This window comes from Vibrio tapetis subsp. quintayensis (assembly GCF_030409945.1).
GTDB lineage: Bacteria > Pseudomonadota > Gammaproteobacteria > Enterobacterales > Vibrionaceae > Vibrio > Vibrio quintayensis.
On sequence record NZ_JAUFQV010000010.1, the window covers coordinates 1 to 2222 of the forward strand.

Annotated in this window: 3 protein-coding genes and 1 pseudogene; 2 read left to right on the top strand and 2 right to left on the bottom strand. The window is 41.3% G+C overall.

The features are described from left to right. Positions 1 to 227 (top strand): transposase domain-containing protein (locus QWZ04_RS03410; RefSeq protein WP_290324948.1); only part of this gene is annotated, 227 nt, incomplete at its 5' end. 28 nt (positions 228 to 255) lie between these two features. Continuing rightward, a pseudogene (locus QWZ04_RS23525) lies at positions 256 to 378 on the top strand (IS91 family transposase); the annotation flags it as partial. A 254-nt stretch (positions 379 to 632) separates the two neighbouring features. Here the strand turns inward: QWZ04_RS23525 and QWZ04_RS03415 are convergent. Continuing rightward, a complete protein-coding gene (locus tag QWZ04_RS03415; RefSeq protein WP_290324950.1) occupies positions 633 to 1262 on the bottom strand; it encodes a hypothetical protein in 630 nt (209 codons plus the stop codon). Between the two features lie 121 nt (positions 1263 to 1383). Further along, positions 1384 to 2082: a hypothetical protein gene (locus QWZ04_RS03420; protein WP_290324952.1), complete on the bottom strand. Its 699-nt coding sequence runs from the start codon at positions 2080 to 2082 to the stop codon at positions 1384 to 1386. Between the last annotated feature and the right edge of the window lie 140 nt (positions 2083 to 2222).

Consider the following 2222-nt stretch of genomic DNA (forward strand, 5'->3'; position numbering starts at 1 on the left):
ATATCCGCCCGTTTACAACGGGGCGGAAAAACTGGATGTTCTCAACCTCAGTTGAGGGTGCGACAGCGAGTGCTAACTTGTATAGCTTAGTGATGACGTGTCGGGCAAATAATATCAACCCGTATTACTACTTCGCGCACTTGTTCAAAATGCTGCCGACTCGATCCCCTCAAGACGAACTCACCGATCTTATGCCTTGGAACATGGAAATCGATGAGGCCGAATAAGGCCTCACTGCTTAATTAGACGCTTACCTTGTTGCTAAACCTGTTTTATCAAACTCTACCAATGACCACGACCATCAGAGCCAAAGCCATACGAACCTGCCCGTGCTGCCAGCATGAGATGGCGTGCGTCGGAATAACACGACCGAGATAGCCGAAAGGCAAACATAATAAGGATAATGACTGAAATGAAATCAGAAGAGAGACGAACAAAAATAAGAAGATAAAAGGGCTAACTGATTGATAAGATTGCTATCGCAACCTTACCTCAGCCTCGCTCGCCTTGAGAAAAGTCTCAGGGCGATGCGCCCACCACACCAGATCGCACAATTTACTATAAGAAGTGGCAACGGGCTTGTTCAACACTCGGGATTTAACGCTGGCGACGCAGCGCTTAATCCTTATTTGTTAGCTTTGTACTCCCAGTTCGTGCATTAGCTTCTTTCGACACTTTTCAACAGATTCAATGGCTGACGAATAACCTGGAACCGCAGATTCTAAAATTGCTTCGTCAGGATCATTGTTGAGAGCAAGTTCCATACTAGATAGCATCCCTATAGATTGAGATAAGTCTGATAAAGCTCGCTTTGCTGCTGAAGTAAGGTAAAGACCATGAACCATTTTAACTTTATCTATAGCGACACGATAATAATGAAAATGTCGATTTTCGGCTAAAGTGTCGACATTACTCCAGACGTAATGTTCATTTGGTGGTCGTTCAGCAAGTTGCTTCCAGCTGTATAAATGAATTTCTACGAGTAACTCATCAATAGCAGTCAGAGCGTCCAAGCTCTTAGATTGAAATGACTGACGAAGAGCCCCTTTTACATCTAGTTCTGTTTTGACCTTTTCGAGTTCGACGGCATGCTGACGTCTAATTGATTCTACTTGGTCTGTAATCTGCCCGATATCTTCTTTTGTCGCTAAGTTTTTGGCTTTTTCAGACAAATACTTGGGAAAGTAATTTCTAACAAGAAAGCCGCCGATGGATATGGATATCACCACAGCAATGTTTAAGATTAATACTAAATCTTCCAATTGACCTCCAAAAAAGCTAACGCCTACAATAAGGTGTGCCTACACTGAACTAGCCAAACACACCGAACTTCAAACCAAAACTGCCGAGTGTAATGCATCACCTTGATTGTTTTGTTAACTGCTAGCTTGAAGCTAGCTCGGTCTTCATTTGCTGTATTATGTTGCTACGAATTACTTGATTTTCATCGCCTAAGGCAACTAAACACTCGGTGTACTGCTGTTGCTTATTTGGATCCAGCATACCTTCCGGTGTAGCCATGAATTTCATCATCTCGATTGAAACATCATTTAACTTTTGAAGGTTATCAGTGAGCTGGGTTAGTAATATGTCTGTACCCTCAGATGTTACTAACCTTAGCTTATTGGTTTGGTTCTTCATCTCAATGAATGCCAAACTCAACTCATTACACAAAAGCAACACTTCGGAAAAATATTCGGAGAACGAGGTTCTAGCAAGGTTTTCTGAGCCATTTGAGGCTTCCAATGATTGAAGAAACCTTGAAATCATTGGCATAGCTTGTTCTTTTAGGATGACCTGACCTTTACTTTGGTAACGATCTAATTCTGAACAGAAATCGGAATATACACGACTTTTTTCTTCATACTGATATTTACGTCGTTCAAACTCCAAGTTATGTTGTTTTTTAACTTCTTCTATTTTAAGAACAAAATCAGTTTCAACTGAACGTTTTTCTTGTTCTAGCTGACGAATGTCTTCTAGTAGCGCCCTATTTTCACCCTTCTTCTTCGAATATGCGATGAAGTATCCAGAGAGACAACCAACCAAGAAAACAACTACTTTTAATGCGCTTAATTCCAATTATTCCTCCTTTTGCAGTTAACGCCTGCATCTTGCGAATCCCCTCATAATTAACCATAAAAACAATGAGGTAGACGCGCACCGCTGCCTTTGATCTAATGAATATCGCCAAACACACATTTCAATCAAATGAGCTCACG